This is a genomic window from Burkholderia sp. BCC0398 (assembly GCF_902833245.1).
Classification (GTDB): domain Bacteria; phylum Pseudomonadota; class Gammaproteobacteria; order Burkholderiales; family Burkholderiaceae; genus Burkholderia; species Burkholderia sola.
Genome location: NZ_CADFEM010000012.1, coordinates 1 through 21285, shown reverse-complemented (window position 1 = coordinate 21285; position 21285 = coordinate 1). Strand labels below are relative to the sequence as shown.

Genomic DNA, 21285 nt, shown 5'->3' with positions numbered 1-21285 from the left:
GGATCTGCGAATTGAATGCTTGCCCAATAAGGCAAACGGTAAGAATTTAAACGCGGAACGGGCTACCGAAAGCTGCCGGAGTGGGGGATGCGCGACGCCCGGCACGCTCTCGCAGCACCTTCTGGCGTATAACGGCAGCGTTTAAATCAACGGGTATCCGGTTTATCCCTATTCGGGATTGACTGGATAAGGAAGGGGCGAATTAATCCACTTGTAATCGCGCAATGGAAAGCTTGTAAATATTTGTAAATGCGCGGCGCGGTGTTTTTATATATTGCCTGATACGGGTAAATAAAAAGCCGGCCAACGGCCGGCTTTGCATGGCATGCGATGTTGAATCAGCGTTTGAGGCCCGCGTCCTCGGCCGCGCCGATGTTGAGGTTCATGCACTGGATCGCGGCGCCCGATGCGCCCTTGCCGAGGTTGTCGAGGCGCGCGACCGTGACGAAGCGCTCCGCGTTGCCGAACACGAACAGGTCGACGCGGTTCGTGTCGTTGTTCGCCTGCACGTCGAAGAAGCCGCCGTCGAGGTTCGCGTCCGCATCGAACGGCGCGACGCGCACGAACGCTTCGTCCGCGTAGTACTCGGCGAACACGCGCTGCACGTCCTGCGGCGTCGCGCGCTTCGCGAGCTGCTCGGGCGTGAAGTAGGTCGTCACCGCGAGGCCCTTCAGGAACGGGCCGACGATCGGCGTGAAGATCGGTGCGTGCGCGAGGCCCGTGTGCGCGGCCATTTCCGGCAGGTGCTTGTGCGCGAGGCCGAGCGCGTACGGGCGCGGGCTCGCGAGCTTGCCGCCCGGCGCGGCGCTTTCGTACTCGGCGATCATCGACTTGCCGCCGCCGCTGTAGCCGGTGATCGAGTAGCTGTGCGCGGCGAACGTCGGCGCGACGATGCCCGCATCGACGAGCGGCCGCATCGCGAGCACGAACGCCGACGCGTGGCAGCCGGGCACCGCGATGCGCTTCGACGTGCGAATCTTCTCGCGCTGCGCGCGGGTCAGCTCGGGCAGGCCGTACGCCCAGTCGGCGCTGGTGCGGAACGCGGTGCTCGCGTCGATCAGCGTGGTGTTCGGATTCTCGACGAGCGACGCGGATTCGCGCGACGCGACGTCCGGCAGGCACAGGAACGTGACGTCCGACGCGTTGATCAGGCGGCGGCGCTCGTCGACGTCCTTGCGCTTCGCTTCCTCGATGCGCAGGATCTCGATGTCGCTGCGTGCCGACAGATATTCGAAGATCTTGAGGCCCGTCGTGCCTTCCTGGCCGTCGACAAAAACTTTGGTGCTCATTTCGCTCTCACTGAATGAAACGGGAGCCGCGGCGCCCTGAAACCGCCATTTTAAGACGTCATCCGGCGGCACTGCAGCGCGCGGGGCGAAAAAAGACGGCCGGCGGGCCGTCTTCGCGTCCATCTTCGTGTCCCTTTGACGCCCGCCGGCACGCGCGCGGGCCAGGGAACGCGCGCGCTCAGCGGGCGCCGGCGTCCCAGCGGGCGGTCGCTTCGGCGACGCGCCGGCCGAATGCCTTGCCGGTCTCGAGGTCGCCCGGCAGCGGCCCTTCGTCGGGCGTCGCATCGGCCGGCGACTGCGCGAGCAGGCCCGTCGAGCCGCCGAGATAGTTGATGTCGTTGCGCGTGGCCGCCTTCGAGTTCGCCGGCATCAGGCTCGTGCCGACCCACACCATCCCATGCTGCATCGCCAGCGTGACGAAATATTGAATCGTCGAGAACTTGTCGCCGTTCATCGTCGCGGAGTTCGTGAAGCCCGCGGCGATTTTGTCCTTCCATTTCTGCGTGAACCACGCTTTCGACGTGGCATCGGCGAATTGCTTGAACTGCGCGGACGGGCCGCCCATGTAGGTCGGCGCGCCGAAGACGATCGCGTCCGCCGCGTCGAGCGCGGCCCAGCCTGCGTCGTCGAGGTCGCCGACGGCGATCAGGCGCACGGTCGCGCCGGCGTCCTGCGCGCCGGCGTGCACGGCTTCGGCCAGTTTCTGCGTGTGACCGTAGCCGCTGTGATAGACGATGACGATGTTCGACATGAAGCGTTCTCCGGAAAGGGACGGGAACGGCGGGCCGCCGGCTCGCCGCGTCACGCGTCGCCGGCAGGCGGCGCGACGGTCGCGCGGCAGGGGATGCCGCGACCGGTGACGACGAGTCTAGCAAGCCGAAATGACGAGACAACGTGCGCGTGCGGCGCACCGAAATTCGCGGCGGTCTGCAATCGCGGCGCCACTGCCAGGCGAGACGCCGTGCGGCTACTGGCCGTAAGTGACCGTGAGTTGCGCGGTGCCGATCGCGAGCGTGCCGATCTCGTGCTCGAACATCGGCGCGGGGCGACCCTGCGAAATGCGCAGGTCGGTGCCTTTGAGCGCGTAGACGGTGATCACGTAGCGATGCGGCTTGCCGGGCGGCGGGCACGGGCCGCCGTAGCCGTCGATCCCGTAGTCGTTGCGTGCCTCGCTCGCGCCGATGCGGCGCAGGAAGCCGGATGCGCTCGCGTCGGCCGGCAGGCTCGTGACGGTCGCCGGAATGCCCGCGACGGCCCAGTGCCACCAGCCATGCCCGGGCGCATCGGGATCGAAGACCGTGACAGCGTAGCCGCGCGTGCCGGGCGGCGGGTTGCGCCACGCGAGTTGCGGCGAGCGGTTCGCGCCCTTGCAGTCGCCGCGGTCGAACACGTTCGCGGCCCGCACGCGGGCGCCGGGCGTCAGGTCGTCGCTCGTCACGGTGAACGGGCCTTCCGCATGCGCGGGCAGCGCCGCGAAAACGGCAGCGCACAGGAGGGCGGGGAGGCGGAACGCAGACGGGCGGCCCGATGGCGCAGGCGGAGTGATCCGGCGATCCACACGCATATGGCGTTTCTCCCGTCACGTGGGCCGGGCCGCGGCGCCCGGCATTGTTGGCGTTGTGTGTTGCCCGCGCCGCTGAGGGCGGCGATGGGTCAAGTCTAGCATTAGGGTTCGATGAGCGACGCACACCGGCGCCCGCGATCGCGATCGGTCAGCGCGCTAGTCGGCAGACGAAAAAAAACCGCCTGCGATGAAGCAGGCGGCTCTTCAGCCAGTGTGCCGGCGCGTGCGCCGGCGTGGCGTCATTCCTTCGGGGCCGTCGCGCCGCCGTGCGCGGCCGACCATTCGGCCGGTGCGTGCAGGAATTTCTCGACTTCGTCGAGCGTCTTCGTCTCGAAGTAGCCCGACGCCTTCGCGACGCGCAGCACGTCCCACCACGTGGCGAGCGCGTGCAGGTCGACGTCGATGTCCTTCAGGACCGACACGCTTTCCTTGAAGATGTCGTAGTGGAACAGCACGAAGCAGTGGTTCACCGTCGCGCCCGCGGTGCGCAGCGCGTTGACGAAGTTGATCTTGCTGCGGCTGTCGGTCGTCAGGTCTTCCACCAGCAGCACGCGCGAGCCTTCCTCGAGATGGCCTTCGATCTGCGCGTTGCGGCCGAAACCCTTCGGCTTCTTGCGCACGTACTGCATCGGCACCATCATCCGGTCCGCGATCCATGCCGCGAACGGGATGCCGGCCGTCTCGCCGCCCGCCACCGCATCGATCTGCTCGAAGCCGATGTCGCGCGTGATCGTCGTTTCCGCCATTTCCATCAGCGCACGGCGCACGCGCGGATACGAGATCAGCTTGCGGCAGTCGATATAGACGGGGCTTGCCCAGCCGGACGTGAAGATGAACGGTTTTTCGGCATTGAAGTGCACCGCCTGCACTTCGAGCAGGATTTTGGCGGTCGTATCCGAGATCGACTGACGATCGTAGCCTGTCATGGGCATTCCTTGGGTGATGAGCGAGGAGCGGGCGCGGGCCCGATGGCGCAGCAAGGGGAACCTGCCCGAAGGGCCGGGGCGCGATTGGCGGACCAATCGCATCGCTGCGCGCGTAGCCCGCTATTTTACCCGATTCAGGCCGGTTTTCGGCGGAATTCGCGCGCGCCGCCGCGCCGCTCGCCACCGGCGAAACAAACGGGGCACGACCAGTCCGACACGGACGCCGGGGATGCGGCGGTGCACCAACGGAGGTCATTTAGGGGGTGTACACTAGGCGACCCTAAGAAATCGTTCAGTACTTTGTACTTTCCTCTTGCCACCCGCCAAGGTTCGTTGGCGTGCCCATCCGGCGCGTCGCGGGCCGTCTCGCAGTCGACCATCCCCTCGATTCAAGCAGACGCGGCCGAAGGTGCGGTGTACTGAGTCGTCAATATTTCGCATGTCTCTCGCAGGTCAATCATGGACGAACAACTGAAGCAGGCCGCTCTCGCTTATCACCTGAACCCGAAACCCGGCAAGATTTCGGTCACCCCGACCAAGCCGCTGTCGAACCAGCTCGATCTGTCGCTCGCGTATTCGCCGGGCGTCGCCGCCGCGTGCGAGGCGATCCACGCCGATCCGCTCGACGCGCAGAAGTACACGTCGCGCGGCAACCTCGTCGGCGTCATCACGAACGGCACGGCCGTGCTCGGCCTCGGCAACATCGGCCCGCTCGCCGCGAAGCCGGTGATGGAAGGCAAGGGCTGCCTCTTCAAGAAATTCGCGGGCATCGACGTGTTCGACATCGAACTCTCGGAGTCCGACCCCGACAAGCTCGTCGAGGCGATCGCGATGCTCGAGCCGACGCTCGGCGGCATCAATCTCGAGGACATCAAGGCGCCGGAGTGCTTCTACATCGAGCAGAAACTGCGCGAGCGCATGAAGATCCCCGTCTTCCACGACGACCAGCACGGCACCGCGATCATCGCATCGGCCGCGATCCTGAACGGCCTGAAGGTCGTCGGCAAGAAGCTGTCGGAAGTGAAGCTCGTGTGTTCGGGCGCCGGCGCGGCCGCGATCGCGTGTCTGGACCTGCTGGTGAACCTCGGCCTCACGAAGACGAACATCCTCGTCGCCGATTCGAAGGGCGTGATCTACGAAGGGCGCGGCAACCTCGATCCGTCGAAGCAGCGCTATGCGGCGAACACCGACGCGCGCTCGCTCGCCGATGCGATCGTCGGCGCCGACGTGTTCCTCGGCTGCTCGAGCGCGGGCGTGCTGAAGCAGGACATGGTCAAGACGATGGGCGAGCGCCCGCTGATCCTGGCGCTCGCGAACCCGGAACCGGAAATCCGCCCGGAAGACGCGAAGGCCGTGCGCCCGGACGCGATCGTCGCGACCGGCCGTTCGGACTACCCGAACCAGGTCAACAACGTGCTGTGCTTCCCGTTCATCTTCCGCGGCGCGCTCGACGTCGGCGCGACGACGATCACGGAAGAAATGAAGCTCGCGTGCGTGCGCGCGATCGCCGAGCTGGCGCAGGAAACCGACCAGAGCGAGGAGGTCGCGAAGGCGTATGAAGGCCATTCGCTGGAATTCGGGCCGGAATACCTGATTCCGAAGCCGTTCGACCCGCGCCTGATCATCAAGATCGCGCCGGCCGTGGCGCAAGCCGCGATGGATTCGGGCGTCGCCACGCGCCCGATCCAGGACATGGACGCGTACCGCGAACAGCTCGGCGCGACCGTCTACCGCACCGGCATGGTGATGCGTCCGGTGTTCGCGACCGCGAAGCAGAAGGAGGCCCGCATCGTTTTCGCCGAAGGCGAGGATGAGCGCGTGCTGCGCGCCGCGCAGTTCGTGCTGCTGGAAAAGATCGCGAAGCCGATCATCATCGGCCGTCCGTCGGTCGTCGACATGCGCCTCGCGAAGATCGGCTCGAAGCTGAAGGCCGGCACCGATTTCGAAATCGTCGATCCGGAAGACGATGCGCGCTACCACCGCTACTGGCAGGCGTATCAGGAGATCGGCGCGCGCGACGGCGTGACGCCGGAAGTCGCGAAGGCCGCGATGCGCAAGTTCAACACGCTGATCGGCGCGATGCTCGTGCACCTGGGCGATGCGGACGGGATGGTCTGCGGGATGATCGATACGTTCCACAGCCACCTGAAGTTCATCGAGCAGGTGCTGGGCCGCGCGAAGGGCGCCGAGCACTTCGCCGCGATGAACCTGCTGATGCTGCCGGGCCGCAACCTGTTCGTGTGCGACACGTACGTGAACGAGTTGCCGAGCGCCGACCAGCTCGCCGACATGACGATCCAGGCCGCGGCCGAGATCGAGCGCTTCGGCATCACGCCGAAGGCCGCGCTGCTGTCGAACTCGAACTTCGGCAGTGCGCCGTCGGCGTCGTCGCGCCGGATGGCCGAGGCCCGCAAGCTGATCGTCGAACGTGCGCCGAACCTCGAAGTCGACGGTGAAATGCACGGCGACGCGGCGCTGTCGGAACTGATCCGCAAGCAGGCGTTCCCGGGCACGACGCTGTCGGGCGAGGCGAACCTGCTGATCATGCCGAACGTCGAAGCGGCGAACATCGCGTACAACCTGCTGAAGATGGTCGGCGGCGAAGGCGTGACGGTCGGCCCGTTCCTGCTCGGCGCGGCCAAGCCGGTCCACATCCTGACGCCGGCCGCGACCGTGCGCCGGATCATCAACATGACGGCCGTTGCCGCCGCGAACGTGAACACGAAGTAAGTCCACGCTCGCGTGTGCCGCGCGTCACGCGCGGCACAATGAAAAACGCCACGGAACCTGCGTTCCGTGGCGTTTTTTTTTCGCGTGAACCCTAAGGGCGACGGCGGCGCGGGGCGGGCATCCGGACCGCGAACGCCCGCCGCGCGCACCGTTACGCGACCTGCTGATGCGACTGGCCGCCTGCCGGCGAGCGCCACTTCGCGAGCAGCGTGTCCCACTTCTGCCGCACCGCGCGCAGGTTGTTCTCCTTCACGTGGCCGTAGCCGCGAATGCCGTCCGGCAGCGCCGCAAGCTCGAGCGCGAGCGGCCGGTTGGCCGCGTTCAGCCTGCCCAGCACCTCGCCGATCAGCGCTTCATATTCGCCGATCAGCGCGCGCTCGGTGCGGCGCTCCGCGGTGCGGCCGAACGGGTCGAGCCCCGTGCCGCGCAGGAACTTCGCCTTCGCGAGCAGCCGGAACGCGGACATCATCCACGGGCCGTACGCCTTCTTCACGAGATGGCCGTGGGCGTCCGTCTTCGCGAACAGCGGCGGCGCGAGGTGGAATTTCAGCTTCCAGTCGCCTTCGAACTGCGCGGTCAGCCGCGCGAGGAACGCGGGATCGGACTGCAGTCGCGCGACCTCGTATTCGTCCTTGTACGCCATCAGCTTGAACAGGTTGCGCGCGACCGCTTCGGTCAGCGGCTCCTGCACCGTGTCGCCGTCGGCGAGCGCGCGCTCGGCGGCGCGCACCTTGTCGACGAATGCCGCATAACGCGACGCGTACGCGGCGTTCTGGTACGCGGTGAGGAATTCGACGTGCTTCGCGATCAGCGCGTCGACCGCCTTCTTCGTGTGCAGCGAAATCACCGTCGCGCCTTGCGCGGGCCGGGCGTCGCCGGCTGCGGCCTGCTTCACGCTGGCCAGGTCGTGCGCGGCGCGGCGGCCCCAGTCGAACGCCGCGCGGTTCTTGTCGACCGATACCGCGTTCAGATCGATCGCGCGTTCGAGCGACGCGAGCGTCAGCGGCAGCCAGCCCTTCTGCCACGCGTAGCCGAGCACGAACGGGTTCGTGTAGATCGCGTCGCCGAGCAGCGCGACCGCGAAGCGGTTCGCATCGATGAAGTCGACCGCTTCACCGGCTGCCGCGCGGATGTCGTTCTCTGCGGACACGCCGGGGAACGCCCAGTTCGGGTTCTTGATGAACTCGGCGGTCGGCGTCTGCGCGCTGTTGACGACCACGCGCGTCGTGTCGTGCCGCATCCGCGACGTGCATTCGTCGCCGGCCGTGACGATCGCATCGCAGCCGATCACGAGATCGGCTTCGCCCATCGCGATCCGCGTCGCATGAATGTCGGTCGGCGCGTGCGAGATCTGCACGTGGCTCATCACCGCGCCGCCCTTCTGCGCGAGGCCGGTGACGTCGAGCACGGTCACGCCCTTGTTTTCCAGGTGCGCGGCCATCCCGAGCAGCGCGCCGATCGTGACGACGCCCGTGCCGCCCACGCCGGTGACGAGCACGCCGTACGCGCGATCGATCGCCGGCAGCGTCGGTTCGGGAATCGGCGGCAGCGCACCGCCGTCGACCGCCACCGCCTTCGGCTTCTTCAACTGGCCGCCCTCGACCGTGACGAAGCTCGGGCAGAAGCCCTTCACGCACGAAAAGTCCTTGTTGCAGCTCGACTGGTTGATCTGGCGCTTCGTGCCGAATTCGGTTTCCAGCGGCTCGACCGACAGGCAGTTCGACTGCACCGAGCAGTCGCCGCAGCCTTCGCACACCGCGTCGTTGATCACGACGCGCTTCGCCGGGTCCGGGTATGTACCGCGTTTGCGGCGGCGGCGCTTCTCGGTCGCGCAGGTCTGGTCGTAGATCAGGATCGTCGTGCCTTCGATCTCGCGCAGCGCGCGCTGCACGTCGTCGAGCTGGTCGCGATGGTGGATCGTCACGCCCGGCGCGAGCAGCGCCTTCTGGCTGTCGTACTTCTCCGGCTCGTCGGTGACGATCACGATCTTCTTCGCGCCTTCGGACGCGAGCTGGTGCGTGATCTGCGGCACCGTCAGCACGCCGTCGACCGGCTGGCCGCCCGTCATCGCGACCGCGTCGTTGTAGAGGATCTTGTAGGTGATGTTCGCCTTCGACGAGATCGCCGCGCGCACCGCGAGCAGGCCCGAATGGAAATAGGTGCCGTCGCCGAGGTTCGCGAACACGTGCTTCTCGTCGGTGAACGGCGCCTGGCCGATCCACGGCACGCCTTCGCCGCCCATCTGGCTGAAGGTGCTCGTGCTGCGGTCCATCCACACGGTCATGTAGTGGCAGCCGATCCCGGCGATCGCGCGCGAGCCTTCCGGCACGTTGGTCGACGTGTTGTGCGGGCAGCCCGAGCAGAACCACGGCTTGCGCTCGGTCTGCACGTGCGGCTTCGCGAGCGCCATTTCCTTCGCGTTGATCACCGCGAGCCGCGCGGCGATGCGCGCGCGCACATCGGACGGCAACTCGAACTTCTCGAGCCGCGTCGCGATCGCCTTCGCGATGATCGCGGGCGACAGCTCGTAGTGCGCGGGCAGCAGCCAGTTGCCCATCGGCACCGACCATTCGCCGCCGGCGCCGTCCTTCTCGTCGAACTTGCCGAACACCCGCGGGCGCTGCGCGTCGGGCCAGTTGTACAGCTCTTCCTTGATCGCGTATTCGAGGATCTGGCGCTTTTCCTCGACGACCAGGATTTCGTCGAGACCGCGCGCGAACGCCTGCGCGCCCTGCGCTTCGAGCGGCCACACGCAGCCGACCTTGTAGAGCCGGATGCCGATCCGCGCGCAGGTTTCGTCGTCGAGGCCGAGGTCGGTCAGCGCCTGGCGCACGTCGAGGTACGCCTTGCCGCCGGTCATGATCCCGAAGCGCGCATGCGGCGAGTCGATCTCGATCCGGTCGAGCTTGTTTGCGCGCACGTAGGCGAGCGCCGCGTACCACTTGTAGTCGAGCAGCCGCGCTTCCTGCACGAGCGGCGGGTCGGGCCAGCGGATGTTCAGCCCGCCTTCCGGCAGGATGAAGTCGGTCGGCAGCACGATCTCGGTGCGATGCGGGTCGATGTCGACCGACGCCGACGATTCGACGACGTCCGTCACGCACTTGAGCGCGACCCACAGGCCCGAGTAGCGGCTCATCGCCCAGCCATGCAGGCCGAAGTCGAGATATTCCTGCACGTTGGACGGGAACAGCACCGGCAGCCCGCAGGCCTTGAAGATGTGCTCGGACTGATGCGCGAGCGTGGACGATTTCGCCGCGTGATCGTCGCCGGCCAGCACCAGCACGCCGCCGTGCTGCGACGAGCCGGCCGAGTTCGCGTGCTTGAACACGTCGCCCGTGCGATCGACGCCCGGACCCTTGCCGTACCACATGCCGAACACGCCGTCGTACTTCGCGCCGGGGTACAGGTTCACTTGCTGGGAGCCCCACACGGCGGTGGCGGCGAGATCTTCGTTGAGGCCGGGCTGGAACACGATCCGGTGGGCGGCCAGGTGCTGCTTGGCTTTCCACAGCGACAGATCGAGGCCGCCCAGCGGCGAGCCGCGGTAGCCGGAGATGAAACCGGCCGTATTGAGACCGGCGGCGCGGTCGCGTTCCTGCTGGAGCATCGGCAGGCGCACGAGGGCCTGGATGCCGCTCATGTACGCGCGGCCGCGTTCCAGCGTGTATTTGTCGTCAAGCGTGACGGACTTCAGCGCGGCTTCTAGCGACGCGCGTTGGTCTGCGTCTAGCGGGGCATTCATTAACTGTCTCCTCCACCCGGTCTGGGATCACCAAAACTTCGGTTGCGTCGGCATCTTTTGGACGCGTCCGCAGTGGCCGGCATGTTCGCCGGTTTTAAGGGATGGTAGCACTGGGGCAAACCCGCCGCCCATCGGTCGCAACGCGAGGGAAAGGGCCGCCACGCACCATGAAACAGGGCGAGATCATGCGTTACATCATGTAAAAGCATGTAAAGCGGCGTTGATCTGCGGGCAAATGCCGTTAATCTTGTCGGCCTGCCGGAGGTGCCCGGCCGCGTGGGTTCGTTCCGACGCAGTCGGGGAGGCGCCGGCAGTTTTACAGGAGGTGCAATGAACACACGTCATATCCAGAGTTTCCTGATCGTGTCCGCCGCGTTTTTCTCGATGACGGGCCCGGTGCACGCGCGAGGCGCGAGCGCGCTGGCGGCAGCCGGCGCACAGATGCAGCAGATCGTGCCCGCTCAGGACGCCGCAGCTCAGCCGTCGGTCGAGCGCGCCGCCGCGTCGAAGGCGAACGTGCGTTGATGCGATCGCGCGGCCCGCGGGCCTCGCCGGCATGCAAAAAGGGCGGGAATCCTCGGATTCCCGCCCTTTTTCTTTGTGCGGCCGGATCGCGCGGCCGCCCCCGGTTGCTCGGAGGCGCCGCGCGGCGGGGGCGTCAGGCCTTGTCCTGCACGACGCCGCGGCGGATCTGGTCGAGCTCGATCGATTCGAACAGCGCCTTGAAGTTGCCTTCGCCGAAGCCCTGGTTGCCCTTGCGCTGGATGATCTCGAAAAAGATCGGCCCGATCTGGTTTTCGGTGAAGATCTGCAGCAGCAGGTCGTCGCGTGCGCCGTCGATCAGGATCTTGCGCTTCTTCAGTTCGTCCAGCGATTCGCCGTGGTTCGGCACGCGGCGGTCGACCAGTTCGTAATACGTGTCGATCGTGTCGAGCAGCTTCACTTCCTTGCTGCGCAGCCCGTCGACTGCCTGATAGATGTCGCTCGCGCCGAGCGCGATGTGCTGGATGCCTTCGCCGTGATATGCGTCGAGGTATTCCTGGATCTGGCCGGCCGTGTCCGAGCCTTCCTCGTTGATCGGGATGCGGATCTTGCCGCACGGCGACGTCATCGCCTTCGACTTCACGCCCGTCACCTTGCCTTCGATGTCGAAATAGCGCACTTCGCGGAAGTTGAACAGGCGCTCGTAGAACTCGGCCCATTCCTGCATGCGGCCGCGATGCACGTTGTGCGTCAGGTGGTCGATGTAGGTGAGGCCGTGGCCGACCGGGTTCGGGTTCGCGCCGGGAATCGGCTCGAAGTCGACGTCGTAGATGCTGATGTCGCCGATCGCGCCCGGCTGCGCGCCGTTCTTGCCGCGCCAGCGGTCGACGAAGTAGATCAGCGAATCGCCGATCCCCTTGATCGCCGGGATGTTCAGCTCCATCGGGCCCGTCTTGTTGTCGAAGCCCCATGCGCCGAGTTCCAGCGCGTGCCGGTACGCCTTCGCGGCGTCCTGCACGCGGAACGCGATCGCGCAGATCGACGGGCCGTGCAGCCGCGCGAAGCGTTGCGCGAACGAATCGGGTTCGGCGTTGATGATGAAGTTGATGTCGCCCTGGCGGTACACCGTCACGTCCTTGTGGCGGTGGCGCGCGATCGCGGTGAAACCCATCCGTTCGAACAGTTGTCCGAGTGCTTTCGGGTCCGGTGCCGTGTATTCGATAAATTCGAAGCCGTCGGTGCCGACGGGGTTGTCCCAGGTGGGGATCTGCATGTCGTGTCTCCTGTGCGGGGCGATCGGCCGGGGGCGGCGTGCGCGTGCCCGGCGTGGTTCGATGTCGACGGCCGCGCCCATCACGAGCGTGCGCGGCAAGCCGAGACATGCGACAGAGTGTAGCGGGCGGCCGCGAGCGGAAACTTGCGAACTTAATCGCCCGCGCCTACGATGGCGCAATTTCCAGTCTCAAAACACTCAGTGGAGGGCAGAAGATGGCGCAAGCCGAATTGGATGCCATCGACCGGCGCATTCTCGCGATTCTTCAGGAGAACGGGCGCCTGTCGAACCAGGAGATCGCCGAGCGCGTGAACCTGTCGCCGAGCCCGTGCTTGCGGCGAATCCGGCGGCTCGAGGAAATCGGCGTGATCACCGGCTACGTCGCGCTGCTGAATCCGCAGAAGCTCGGGCTCGACCTGCTCGCCTACGTGAGCGTGCGGCTCGAAAAGCGCGGCGGCCTCGCGCCGGTCCGGGCCGACGAGACGTCGGCGCGCGCGGGCGCGACCCACGCGGAGCTGTTCCGCGCGGCCGTGCAGACCTGGCCGGAAGTGGTCGCGTGCCATGCGATGACGGGCGACATGGATTACCTGCTGCGCGTACAGGTCGAGGACATGGCGCATTTCTCCCGCTTCGTGCAGGAGCATCTGCTGCATCACCCGTCGGTGATCGACGTGAAGACGAGCTTCTCGCTCGATTGCTTCAAGGAAACGACGGCGTTGCCGATTCGTTCGGTGCGCTAGCGTGGCGGGGAAGGGGGGCGCCGGGCGCGCCGCAGGCGCGGCCCGGCTGGCCGACGTCAGGCCGTCAGTGTGGCCGGCATCAGCGATTCGATGAACTTCGTCGTGCGGCGCGCCTGGCGCTTCATCGCGTAGTCGAACACCGCGGCCTGTTCCTGCAGCATCTCGGCGATGATCGTCGAGTGGTCGGCCGGCGGCAGCGACAGATACGCATCGGCTTCACCGTACGCGTACTCGATCCGCATCCCGGACTTCTTCGCGATGTGCATCATCGTCGCGTTACGCGACAGGCAGTGCATGTACAGCATCGTCACGTGCGTGTTGCGGCTGCGGATCGCCGCGCGCTCGAACAGTTTCGAGCCGACGCCGCGGCCGCGCGCGCTTTCGAGCACCGACACGCCGAATTCGGCCGTGCGCGTGTCGCCCTCGGCCGGCAGGTAGGCCAGGTGGCCGACGCCGATCAGTTCGAGGTCGTGGTCGAACACGCCGAACACCGTATCGCGACCGAAGTCGAGCGTGCGGACATAGTTCTCGATCACGTGATCGGGCACCATCTGGCCGAAGCGCAGCAGGCGGTCCTCTTCGTCGAGCGAGAGAAAGTGGGTGAGCATCTGCTCACGGTCTTTGGAAGCCAGTTCCCTGACGAGAACCGGCGCAGTAGCGACCTTGCCGACAGCAGCGGCACGGCCGTTGAATTGCGTGTTCATCGTGGGTTCCTCAGTGTGGGTGCACAAGCGGGTTGTGCAATGCAACAGCATTTTACCCGAGCGAGGTTGGGGAAAACCCGTATTTGACGTTATTTGTGCTGAGGGGGAATTCTAAAACCGCTTAGTTCATTCTTTAAGTTATTGATTTTAAGCGAATTTAAAATTCATCATATGAAATGCGCGGCGGGCGGTCGGCTGTGCCCGTCGCGCAACGCATGCTGCTGCGCGGCAATCAGGCCGCCGTCGACAGCCCGCGCTCGATGAGGTCGATCACCTGTTCCGCGAAGTCGCGGTAGCCGAGGCGGCCGCCCGGCTTCAGCCACGTGAAGGTCCAGTTGATCATCCCGAACACCATCATCGTCACCGAGGTCTGGTTTTCCTTCGAGATGCGGTCCGGGTACGCACGCGCGAGCTGCCGCGTAAACGCCGCGACGATGTCGCGCTGGCGGTCGAGCACGATTTCACGCTGTGCGTCCTCGAGATACTTCACGTCGTTGAGCAGCGCGACGTGGCGGCTGTGCGACGTCTCGTATTCGGCGAGGAACGCGCGCACGAGTTCGGCGAACGCGTCGCGCTCGCTGAGGCCGCGCCGCTGGCTCGCGCCCTCGACCTCGGCGATGATCAGCATCAGCCGTTTCGTGTAGCGGTCGAGCAGGTCGAACAGGATCGCTTCCTTGCTCTCGTAATAGTGATAGAGCCGCGCCTTCGACGTGCCGCTCGCGGTCGCGAGATCGGACATCGACGTACTCGGGTAGCTCGTCTGCGCGAATTTCTCGGCGGCCAGGTCGAGGATCTGCTCGCGCTGGGATTCGTGGTCGGGCGCTCGGGTTCGGGCCATGGTCGAATGCGGAAGATTAGCGGTGCGCGGCGGCGCGCACCTGCGTGGAAGAGAGGGCGTCGGGCGCGTCGTCCTGCAGCTCGAGCCGGCCGGCGGCCGCGAGTTCGCGACAGCGCCACCACGCGAGCGAGTCGCTGACGAACAGCCCGCCGCGGTCGGCGGCGGCCATGATGCTGCCAACGAGATGTCGCGCGGGCTGCCAGTCGGTTTCCGCGCGCTCGACGATCAACGCGTCGAGATCGGCGTAGTGGCCGCTCTTGATCGTGTTGCTGACCCAATAACGCAGTTCGGCGTTCAGATGTTTCGCTTCCTGCCATTCGAGCGCGAGGCGGCCGATGCGCAGGACCGAGACCGGCGCGGCCGCCGGCCGCTTGCGCGCCAGTTCCGCGGGCGAGAACATCCCGGTCGCGCAGGCTTGGTCGGTACGCGACAGCGCTGCGCGCTGCGCGGCGTCGAGATCGGCGGCCGACAGCCGCACCTCGTTCAGGCGCTGCGGCACGTTGCGCAGGTGATAGGCGACGCGGCGCAGCAGCAGCTTGTCGCCGACGCTCGGCGCGTGCCACACGACGACCTGGCCGGTCTCCGTCGCGAGCTGGTCGAGGCGCGCGAATTCGGCCTCGATTTCCGCGTTCCAGTCGGGGATCTGGTCGCCGAGCACGTGCTGCCAGAAGGTGGCGCGCGTGTCGGGCGTCTCGTCGGCGCCCTTCAGCGGCCCGACGCCGAGATCGTCGAGCAAACCGACGACGCGCTCGTCGCGTCCGGTTTGCGCGAGGGCTTCGCGCAGCGACGCGGCGGCGGTGCCGCCCTGAATCACATGAATGGTACTCATCGGCCTGTCGTCAACAAAAGAAAACCGCCGGCCGGGCGGACGTTGCGATGTCCAGCCGGCCGGCGGCCCCTAGGGTCTGTTTACATATGGAACGCGCATGCGAATGCCCGAAATCGCTCGTCCCCCAAGGGGACTTCCTCCGGGGCGTATGGCAAGGAGTGAGGAGCGCCGTTTGGCCGAGCCAAACAAGCGACGAGCGACGCCGCCATACGGGCGATTTCGGGCATTCCCGTGGAATGATTTTTTAATTTGGGGTTGCCACGAGAACGGCCGCTCGCCGCGTTGCGCTCCTTGCGAATACGTCAGTATTCGCAAGGAGCGCGCCTCGCGAGCGGCCGTTCTCGTGGCAACGCATGCGCGTTCCATATGTAAACAGACCCTAGTGTAAGCGAGATGTGTGACGGCGAGAAACCGTCAGGCGCCGCGACGCGACGCCGCTCAACGCTCGTCGAAGCTCACGACGACCTTGTCGCTGATCGGGTGGCACTGGCACGTGAGCACGAAACCGTCCTTCACTTCGTGCGCCTCGAGCGTGTAGTTCTTCTCCATCCGCACTTCGCCTTCGACCACCTTCGCGCGGCACGTGCAGCACACGCCGCCCTTGCATGCGTACGGCAACGCGAGGCCCGCGCGCAGGCCCACGTCGAGCAGGCTCACGCCTTCGTACGGCAGACGCAGCTTGCGCTTCTTGCCGTCGAGCACGATTTCGAGGTCGGCGGCCGGCGTCTGGTCGGTGATCTCGACGACCGGTGCGCCGGCCTGCGGCAGCGGCGTGCCGAAGCGCTCGACGTGCACCTTCGCCTGCGGCACGCCGGCCGCGTTCAGCGCGGCTTCGGCCGCGTCCATCATCGGCGCCGGGCCGCAGATGAACGCCTCGTCGATCGCGTCGGCCGGCGTCAGCGTCGCGAGGAATTCCGCGCATTTCGCCTGGTCGAGCACGCCGTTGAACAGCTCGACGTCCTGCAGGTCGTCCGACAGCACGTGATAGAGGACGAAGCGGTTCATGTAGCGGTTCTTCAGGTCCTCGAGCTCCTCCGCGAACATGATCGCGTCGACGCTGCGGTTGCCGTAGATCAGCGTGAACGTGCTGCGCGGCTCGAGTTCGAGCGTCGTCTTCACGATCGCGAGCACCGGCGTGATTCCCGAGCCGCCGGAAAACGCGACGTACTGCTTGCCATGGTCGGCGTTCAGGTGCGTGAAGAAGCGGCCGTCCGGCGTCATCACGTCGATCGTGTGGCCGGGCTTCAGCGTGTCGAACGCGAAGTTCGAGAAGCGGCCGCCGCGCACGCGCTTGATGCCGATGCGCAGTTCGCCGTCGCGATCGTAGTCCGTCGTGCCGACGCAGATCGAATACGAGCGGCGCGTCTCCTCGCCGTCGATGTGGGCCTTCAACGTGACGAACTGGCCCTGCGTGAAGCGGTACGCGTCGCGCAGCTCGGGCGGCACGTCGAACGAGACGGTCACGGCGTCGGCGGTCTCGGGCCGCACGTCGCGGATACGCAGCGGGTGAAATTGCGGGGTCGCCATATTCAGTAGGGTTTGAAGTAGTCGAAGGGTTCGCGGCAGTCGACGCAGCGATACAGCGCCTTGCAGGCCGTGGACGCGAATTGCGCGAGACGTTCGGTGCGCGCGGAGCCGCAGCGCGGGCAGGTGGGCGCCGCGACCGGCCGCGGCACGAAGCGCACGACGTTCTCCCGCGGCACGGCGCTGCCGCACTGGCCGACCGGCGGCGCGATGCCGTACGCGCGCAGCTTGTCGCGCGCTTCCTGCGTGATCCAGTCGGTCGTCCACGCGGGGGCGAGCACCGTCTCGATCCGGTGCGGCGGCAGATCGGCGGCCTGCAGCGCGGCGGCGATGTCCTCGGCGATCTGCGACATCGCCGGGCAGCCCGAGTAGGTCGGCGTGATCACGACTTCGAGCTGGCCGTCGTCCGCGCGGCGGACGTCGCGCAGGATGCCGAGCTCGCGGATCGACACGACCGGAATCTCCGGATCGGGCACGGCTTCGAGTACGTCCCACGCGTGGGCGAGCAGCGGATCGTCGCGGTGCGCGGCGGCGGTAGGGGCGGCGGTCTGGGCGGACATCGGCGGGCTCCGTGGCGTGGGCCGGTTACCAGCTCGCGCCGGGGTGCTGGCGCGCGAGGCTCTGCATTTCGGCGAGCAGGTAGCCCATGTGTTCCGAATGCTCGCCCTGCTTGCCGGTCGTCACGTGCTTCACCGGTGCCGGCAGCGCGAGCGTGGCCTCCGCGAGCGCGTCGTCCACGTCCGCGCGCCACGCGGCCTCGAGCGCGGCCGGCGCCGGGCCGATGCCCGCGGCGACGATCGCGTCGTCGATCGCATCGGCGGCGAAGCATTCGCGCGTGTACGGCATCAGGTAATCGAGCGCGGCCTGCGCGCGGCGGTGCGATTCGTCGGTGCCGTCGCCGAGGCGCACGAGCCATTCGCGCGCATGCTGGACGTGATAGCGGGTTTCCTTCACCGATTTCGCGGCGATCGCGGCGAGCTGCGTGTCGGTCGACGTTTCCAGCGCGCTCCACACGTGCAGCATCGGCGCCGCGTACAGGAAGTTGCGCACGATCGTCACCGCGTAGTCCTTGTCGGCGTGTGCGGTGCCGGAGACGGGCCCGTAGTGCGGCAGTTCGGCGAGCGTGAAGTTCGCGAACTCGCGCTCGGTGCGGAAGTACGCGTAATCGTCTTCCGTCTTCGCCGCGCCGGTGAGCTGACGCTCGAGCTCGGCCGCGTGCGTATACAGCATGCGCGCCTGGCCGATGAGGTCGAGGCTCATGTTGGTGAGCGCGATGTCTTCCTCGAGGATCGGGCCATGGCCACACCATTCGGCGTTGCGCTGACCGAGGATCAGCGCGTTGTCCGCGAGGCGCAGCACGTAGGAGAGGTGTTCGGGCGTGATCGTCATGGTGCGGGCGTTACATGTGGTTGACTTCGTCGGGCAACGTGTAGAACGTCGGGTGACGGTAGATCTTGTCGCCCGCCGGTTCGAACAGTTCGGCCTTCTCGCTCGGGTCCGATGCGGTGATCGCCGACGACGGCACCACCCAGATGCTCACGCCTTCCTGGCGCCGCGTGTAGACGTCGCGCGCCATGCGCAGCGCCATCGTCGCGTCGGCGGCGTGCAGGCTGCCGCAGTGCTTGTGGTCGAGGCCCTGCTTGCTGCGCACGAACACTTCCCAGATCGGCCATTCCTTGTTCATCGCTTTCTCCTGATTCCTGAATTCGGGGGGTGCCGCTCAGGCGGCGTGCTGTTCGGCGCGGGCGCGACGCTTCGCTTCGTGCGCGAGCGCGGCTTCGCGCACCCAGGCGCCGTCCTCGTGTGCTTTCACGCGAGTCGCGAGGCGTTCCTTGTTGCACGGGCCGTCGCCATTGACGACGCGCCAGAATTCGTCCCAGTCGATCGCGCCGTAGTCATAGTGGCCGCGCGCCTCGTTCCATTTCAGGTCGGGGTCGGGCAGCGTCACGCCGAGCACCTTTGCCTGATCGACCGTCGCGTCGACGAATTTCTGGCGCAGGTCGTCGTTCGAGATCCGCTTGATGCCCCATTTCGCGGACTGGCTGCTGTGGACCGAATCGGCGTCGCTCGGGCCGAACATCATCAGTACCGGCCACCACCAGCGGTCGACGGCCTGCTGGACCATCGCGCGTTGCGCGTCGCTGCCCTTCATCATCGACAGCAGCGCGTCGAAACCCTGGCGCTGGTGGAACGACTCTTCCTTGCACACGCGGATCATCGCGCGCGCATACGGGCCGTACGTGCAGCGGCACAGCGGGATCTGGTTCATGATCGCGGCGCCGTCGACGAGCCAGCCGATCACGCCGACGTCGGCCCAGGTCGGCGTCGGGTAGTTGAAGATGCTCGAGTATTTCGCCTTGCCGGCGTGCAGCGCGTCGATCAGCGAATCGCGCGATACGCCGAGCGTTTCGGCCGCGCTGTACAGGTAGAGGCCGTGGCCGGCTTCGTCCTGCACCTTCGCGAGCAGGATCGCCTTGCGCTTCAGGCTCGGCGCGCGCGAGATCCAGTTGCCTTCCGGCAGCATGCCGACGACTTCCGAATGCGCGTGCTGCGAGATCTGGCGTACCAGCGTCTTGCGATATGCGTCGGGCATCCAGTCCTGCGGTTCGATCTTGCCGTCCGCGGCCATCACCGCATCGAACCGCGCCTGTTCGGGCGACTCGGCTGCGGCATCGAGCGGCGCGACGTTGCCGGGGATGTCGAGGGATTGCGTGTACATGGCGAAAGCTCTCGTCCGGTTGAATGTGTGCGAAGTATAAACCAACCGACCGGTCGGTTAATAAATTTGTTGCGAATTTTCGGCGAGACACGGGTAAACGAGGGACGTCGGGGCGCGATCCGGTCGCGCACGTGTGGCCTCGCACGTGGGTCTCGCGTCTTCTGCGGCACAATGCCCGCTTTCCGATGAGGATTTTGCCGATGTCATTTCGAAGCAGTGTCGCCGCGGCCGTGCTGGGCGCGGCCGTTTTCGTGTCGCCGCTTGCGGCGTCGGCGGCGTCGGGCTCGCCGGTGGGTTGGGTCGCCGCGTGGGCGACCGCGCTGCAGCCGATTCCTGACCTCGCCGCACCGCCGCCGCTCTACCGCGCACCCGACGTGGCCGGGAGAACCGTGCGGCAGATCGTCTACCCGACCGTGTCGGGGCGGGCCGCGCGGATTCGCGTGAGCAACGCCTACGGTCGCGCGCCGCTGGTCGTCGAGGCCGCGAGCCTCGCGCGTGCCGGCGAAGGGGCCGCGCTCGCCGGCGGCGCGGTGGTACCGGTCCGGTTCGGCGGCAGCGCGTCGGTGACGCTCGCACCGGGCCAGGCGCGCGAAAGCGATCCGGTGTCGATCGACGTGACGGCCGCGCAGCCATATGCGATTAGTCTCCAGATGGGGCCGAACCAGCGGATGACGGTCTGGCATCGCGTGTCGAACCAGTTCAACTATGTGTCCGCGCCGGGCGATCAAGTGGGCAATCCGGGCGCCGACGTGTTCCGCACCCGCTTTACTCAATATGCATGGGTGACGGAACTTGCCGTCGAAGCCGGCTCCGCACGCGGCAGCGTCGCCGCGATCGGCGATTCGATCACCGACGGGTTGCGCTCCAGCGTGAACCGCAACCGTCGCTGGCCCGACGCGCTCGCACGCCGGCTGATGGCGTCGAGTGCCGATTCGATCGGCGTCGTGAATCTCGGCATCAGCGGGAACCGGCTGCTCAGCGATTCCGCGTGTTACGGCACGTCGCTGGCGTCGCGGTTCGAGCGTGACGCGCTGTCGCGCTCGGGCGTGAAGGCGGTGATCGTGCTGATCGGGATCAACGACATCAACTTTGCGGCGATGCCGCCGCGCGCGGGGCTCGATTGCGATCACCCGCATACGCAGGTGACCGCCGCGTCGCTGATCGACGGCTATCGCCGGCTGATCGACGCGGCGCACCGCCAGGGCGTGAAGGTCTTCGGCGCGACGCTGACGCCGGCGGCGTTGCCGCCCGGACGCGAAGCGATCCGGCTCGAGGTGAACCGGTGGATCCGGAGCGGAGGCGGGTTCGACGGCGTGGTGGACTTCGACGCTGTGCTGCGCGATCCGGCGCGCCCGAGCGTGCTGCAGCGCCGATACGATAGCGGCGACGGCATCCATCCGAGCGATGCGGGCTACACGGCGATGGCCGATGCGGTGCCGATCGAGCAACTGCAGGCTGCGGTGGGCGGCAAATGACGCGGCTCTATATATAGAGGGAAAGGTTGCCGACGGCCTGCGGGCCGGCAGCGCGACATCGTCCGTCGAGCCAGAAGCCTCCGTACGCGCCACCGCACGGAGGCTTTTTCAAACTTTCTTCACAAAGGGCTTGCGCGGATAGGGGCGGATGCATAGAATCACGCCTCTTTCGCGCTAACGGAAACGCGGCGCGGGAGGAAGGGAAACGGTGCTGTTGGGGTTCGGTCGTAGCGAGCCTTGGCGGTACAGGAAGTTGAGCCCCGCAGTCGCAACGATGTAGTGTAAAAAGTTGTTGACGAGCTGCGAAACGCGGTTCATAATCTCGCTTCTCTGCTGCTGAAAACGCAGCGCTGCCGGGAAACACGAAGTTCCTCGCAGAATGCTCTTTAAAAATTAACAGCCGATAAGTGTGGGCGCTTGATGAAAGCGAGCTGATCCTCGGATCAGAT

General features: G+C 66.5%; 18 protein-coding genes. 4 read left to right on the top strand and 14 right to left on the bottom strand.

All coding sequences use genetic code 11. The annotated features are described in order from the left end of the window. Positions 1 to 338 precede the first annotated feature (338 nt). The 4 genes from argC to HWX76_RS24790 all read right to left on the bottom strand — a co-directional run bounded on the left by argC (position 339) and on the right by HWX76_RS24790 (position 3779). Positions 339 to 1289 (bottom strand): N-acetyl-gamma-glutamyl-phosphate reductase, encoded by a 951-nt coding sequence (argC, locus tag HWX76_RS24805; RefSeq protein ID WP_089466425.1) that lies wholly within the window; start codon positions 1287 to 1289, stop codon positions 339 to 341. Positions 1290 to 1467: 178 nt separating this feature from the next. Further along, positions 1468 to 2040 (bottom strand): flavodoxin family protein, encoded by a 573-nt coding sequence (locus HWX76_RS24800; protein ID WP_050011859.1) that lies wholly within the window; start codon positions 2038 to 2040, stop codon positions 1468 to 1470. A gap of 216 nt (positions 2041 to 2256) precedes the next feature. After that, positions 2257 to 2853, bottom strand: coding sequence for a YbhB/YbcL family Raf kinase inhibitor-like protein (locus HWX76_RS24795; protein WP_050011860.1), 597 nt, complete (start codon positions 2851 to 2853; stop codon positions 2257 to 2259). 239 nt (positions 2854 to 3092) lie between these two features. Continuing rightward, complete coding sequence (locus HWX76_RS24790; RefSeq protein ID WP_011546659.1) at positions 3093 to 3779, bottom strand: orotate phosphoribosyltransferase; 687 nt, start codon at positions 3777 to 3779, stop codon at positions 3093 to 3095. A gap of 459 nt (positions 3780 to 4238) precedes the next feature. Between HWX76_RS24790 and HWX76_RS24785 the strand changes: the two genes are divergently transcribed. Next, entirely contained in the window at positions 4239 to 6509 is a 2271-nt protein-coding gene (locus HWX76_RS24785; protein ID WP_050011862.1) for an NADP-dependent malic enzyme, read from the top strand. Between the two features lie 151 nt (positions 6510 to 6660). On the opposite strand, the gene HWX76_RS24780 is transcribed toward HWX76_RS24785, so the two are convergent. Next, the gene (locus HWX76_RS24780; RefSeq protein WP_176016504.1) at positions 6661 to 10251 is read right to left on the bottom strand and encodes an indolepyruvate ferredoxin oxidoreductase family protein; all 3591 of its coding nucleotides are present in this window, start codon (positions 10249 to 10251) and stop codon (positions 6661 to 6663) included. A gap of 330 nt (positions 10252 to 10581) precedes the next feature. Between HWX76_RS24780 and HWX76_RS24775 the strand changes: the two genes are divergently transcribed. Further along, positions 10582 to 10776, top strand: coding sequence for a hypothetical protein (locus HWX76_RS24775; RefSeq protein ID WP_050011864.1), 195 nt, complete (start codon positions 10582 to 10584; stop codon positions 10774 to 10776). A 133-nt stretch (positions 10777 to 10909) separates the two neighbouring features. Here HWX76_RS24775 and hppD read toward each other — a convergent pair whose 3' ends face one another. Next, the gene (gene hppD, locus HWX76_RS24770) at positions 10910 to 12007 is read right to left on the bottom strand and encodes a 4-hydroxyphenylpyruvate dioxygenase (RefSeq protein ID WP_050011865.1); all 1098 of its coding nucleotides are present in this window, start codon (positions 12005 to 12007) and stop codon (positions 10910 to 10912) included. Positions 12008 to 12222: 215 nt separating this feature from the next. On the opposite strand from hppD, the gene HWX76_RS24765 reads away from it, so the two are divergent. Further along, entirely contained in the window at positions 12223 to 12747 is a 525-nt protein-coding gene (locus HWX76_RS24765; protein ID WP_040143005.1) for an Lrp/AsnC family transcriptional regulator, read from the top strand. Positions 12748 to 12803: 56 nt separating this feature from the next. Here HWX76_RS24765 and HWX76_RS24760 read toward each other — a convergent pair whose 3' ends face one another. The 8 genes from HWX76_RS24760 to paaA all read right to left on the bottom strand — a co-directional run bounded on the left by HWX76_RS24760 (position 12804) and on the right by paaA (position 19361). Further along, a complete protein-coding gene (locus HWX76_RS24760; RefSeq protein ID WP_124556854.1) occupies positions 12804 to 13451 on the bottom strand; it encodes a GNAT family protein in 648 nt (215 codons plus the stop codon). Positions 13452 to 13683: 232 nt separating this feature from the next. Next, positions 13684 to 14289: a TetR/AcrR family transcriptional regulator gene (locus tag HWX76_RS24755; protein ID WP_006482923.1), complete on the bottom strand. Its 606-nt coding sequence runs from the start codon at positions 14287 to 14289 to the stop codon at positions 13684 to 13686. Positions 14290 to 14305: 16 nt separating this feature from the next. Then, positions 14306 to 15118 carry a DUF1835 domain-containing protein gene (locus tag HWX76_RS24750; protein ID WP_050011867.1) on the bottom strand — a complete coding sequence of 271 codons (813 nt, stop codon included), beginning with the start codon at positions 15116 to 15118 and terminating at the stop codon, positions 14306 to 14308. Between the two features lie 438 nt (positions 15119 to 15556). Continuing rightward, positions 15557 to 16645 carry a 1,2-phenylacetyl-CoA epoxidase subunit PaaE gene (gene paaE / locus HWX76_RS24745; protein WP_050018278.1) on the bottom strand — a complete coding sequence of 363 codons (1089 nt, stop codon included), beginning with the start codon at positions 16643 to 16645 and terminating at the stop codon, positions 15557 to 15559. Between the two features lie 2 nt (positions 16646 to 16647). Next, positions 16648 to 17202 carry a 1,2-phenylacetyl-CoA epoxidase subunit PaaD gene (gene paaD, locus HWX76_RS24740; protein WP_050018277.1) on the bottom strand — a complete coding sequence of 185 codons (555 nt, stop codon included), beginning with the start codon at positions 17200 to 17202 and terminating at the stop codon, positions 16648 to 16650. A gap of 25 nt (positions 17203 to 17227) precedes the next feature. After that, complete coding sequence (gene paaC / locus HWX76_RS24735) at positions 17228 to 18031, bottom strand: 1,2-phenylacetyl-CoA epoxidase subunit PaaC (protein ID WP_176016503.1); 804 nt, start codon at positions 18029 to 18031, stop codon at positions 17228 to 17230. 10 nt (positions 18032 to 18041) lie between these two features. Continuing rightward, positions 18042 to 18326, bottom strand: coding sequence for a 1,2-phenylacetyl-CoA epoxidase subunit PaaB (gene paaB, locus HWX76_RS24730; protein WP_006482881.1), 285 nt, complete (start codon positions 18324 to 18326; stop codon positions 18042 to 18044). 36 nt (positions 18327 to 18362) lie between these two features. Then, positions 18363 to 19361: a 1,2-phenylacetyl-CoA epoxidase subunit PaaA gene (paaA, locus tag HWX76_RS24725; RefSeq protein ID WP_050018275.1), complete on the bottom strand. Its 999-nt coding sequence runs from the start codon at positions 19359 to 19361 to the stop codon at positions 18363 to 18365. A gap of 200 nt (positions 19362 to 19561) precedes the next feature. On the opposite strand from paaA, the gene HWX76_RS24720 reads away from it, so the two are divergent. After that, positions 19562 to 20836, top strand: coding sequence for an SGNH/GDSL hydrolase family protein (locus HWX76_RS24720; RefSeq protein ID WP_050018274.1), 1275 nt, complete (start codon positions 19562 to 19564; stop codon positions 20834 to 20836). Positions 20837 to 21285: the final 449 nt, after the last annotated feature.